Source organism: Amycolatopsis jejuensis (assembly GCF_000717335.1).
Lineage (GTDB): Bacteria > Actinomycetota > Actinomycetes > Mycobacteriales > Pseudonocardiaceae > Amycolatopsis > Amycolatopsis jejuensis.
The window spans coordinates 1-2,081 of sequence record NZ_JNYZ01000077.1 but is presented as its reverse complement, the minus strand read 5'-3'; the positions used below and the strand labels follow the sequence as shown (position 1 = coordinate 2,081).

The window sequence follows — 2,081 nt, the reverse complement described above, 5'->3', positions numbered from 1 at the left end:
CATTGTTGGAGAGTTTGATCCTGGCTCAGGACGAACGCTGGCGGCGTGCTTAACACATGCAAGTCGAACGCTGAAACCGCTTCGGTGGTGGATGAGTGGCGAACGGGTGAGTAACACGTGGGTAATCTGCCTCATACTTTGGGATAAGCCTGGGAAACTGGGTCTAATACCGGATATGACCATGACGGGCATCCGTTGTGGTGGAAAGTTCTGGCGGTATGGGATGTGCCCGCGGCCTATCAGCTTGTTGGTGGGGTAATGGCCTACCAAGGCGACGACGGGTAGCCGGCCTGAGAGGGTGACCGGCCACACTGGGACTGAGACACGGCCCAGACTCCTACGGGAGGCAGCAGTGGGGAATATTGCACAATGGGCGCAAGCCTGATGCAGCGACGCCGCGTGGGGGATGACGGCCTTCGGGTTGTAAACCTCTTTCGCCAGGGACGAAGCGAGAGTGACGGTACCTGGATAAGAAGCACCGGCTAACTACGTGCCAGCAGCCGCGGTAATACGTAGGGTGCGAGCGTTGTCCGGAATTATTGGGCGTAAAGAGCTCGTAGGCGGTTTGTCGCGTCGGCCGTGAAATCTGGAGGCTTAACCTTCAGCGTGCGGTCGATACGGGCAGACTTGAGTTCGGTAGGGGAGACTGGAATTCCTGGTGTAGCGGTGAAATGCGCAGATATCAGGAGGAACACCGGTGGCGAAGGCGGGTCTCTGGGCCGATACTGACGCTGAGGAGCGAAAGCGTGGGGAGCGAACAGGATTAGATACCCTGGTAGTCCACGCTGTAAACGTTGGGCGCTAGGTGTGGGCGACATTCCACGTTGTCCGTGCCGTAGCTAACGCATTAAGCGCCCCGCCTGGGGAGTACGGCCGCAAGGCTAAAACTCAAAGGAATTGACGGGGGCCCGCACAAGCGGCGGAGCATGTGGATTAATTCGATGCAACGCGAAGAACCTTACCTGGGCTTGACATGCGCCAGACATCTCCAGAGATGGGGCTTCCCTTGTGGTTGGTGTACAGGTGGTGCATGGCTGTCGTCAGCTCGTGTCGTGAGATGTTGGGTTAAGTCCCGCAACGAGCGCAACCCTTATCCTACGTTGCCAGCGCGTCATGGCGGGGACTCGTGGGAGACTGCCGGGGTCAACTCGGAGGAAGGTGGGGATGACGTCAAGTCATCATGCCCCTTATGTCCAGGGCTTCACACATGCTACAATGGCTGGTACAGAGGGCTGCGATATCGTGAGGTGGAGCGAATCCCTTAAAGCCGGTCTCAGTTCGGATCGCAGTCTGCAACTCGACTGCGTGAAGTCGGAGTCGCTAGTAATCGCAGATCAGCAACGCTGCGGTGAATACGTTCCCGGGCCTTGTACACACCGCCCGTCACGTCATGAAAGTCGGTAACACCCGAAGCCCATGGCCCAACCCCGTAAGGGGAGGGAGTGGTCGAAGGTGGGACTGGCGATTGGGACGAAGTCGTAACAAGGTAGCCGTACCGGAAGGTGCGGCTGGATCACCTCCTTTCTAAGGAGCACAACACATCCCGGTCACAGACCGGGAGTGGGCACGGTTTAACACCCGCGTGTGGTGTTGCCGGGCTTGCTCAAGGAATTGTGGAACTACTGGTTAAGGCCTGTTCTGGTGGGTAATGACTATTTCTAGTACTGATCGCGTGCGGTCGTGGAACGGAGAGTCGGAGTCCGGGGGATGGGTTGTTTGCTGGCGCGCTGTTGGGTCCTGAGGCAACACACGTTGTTTCTGGTGTGGTGTTTGAGAACTGTAGAGTGGATGCGAGCATCTTTGTGGTCAAGTTGTTAAGGGCACATGGTGGATGTCTTGGCTTCAGGAGCCGATGAAGGACGTGGGAGGCTGCGATATGCCTCGGGGAGCTGTCAACCGAGCTGTGATCCGAGGATTTCCGAATGGGGAAACCCAGCACCAGTGATGTGGTGTTACCCGTACCTGAATATATAGGGTGCGTGGAGGGAACGCGGGGAAGTGAAACATCTCAGTACCCGTAGGAAGAGAAAACAACCGTGATTCCGTGAGTAGTGGCGAGCGAAAGCGGAAGAGGCTAAACC

General features: G+C 57.3%; 2 rRNA genes. Both read left to right on the top strand.

The features are described from left to right. Positions 1-2: 2 nt before the first annotated feature. Positions 3-1,524 (top strand): 16S ribosomal RNA (locus OO71_RS45760). A gap of 280 nt (positions 1,525-1,804) precedes the next feature. Continuing rightward, positions 1,805-2,081, top strand: a 23S ribosomal RNA gene (locus OO71_RS45755); the annotation flags it as partial.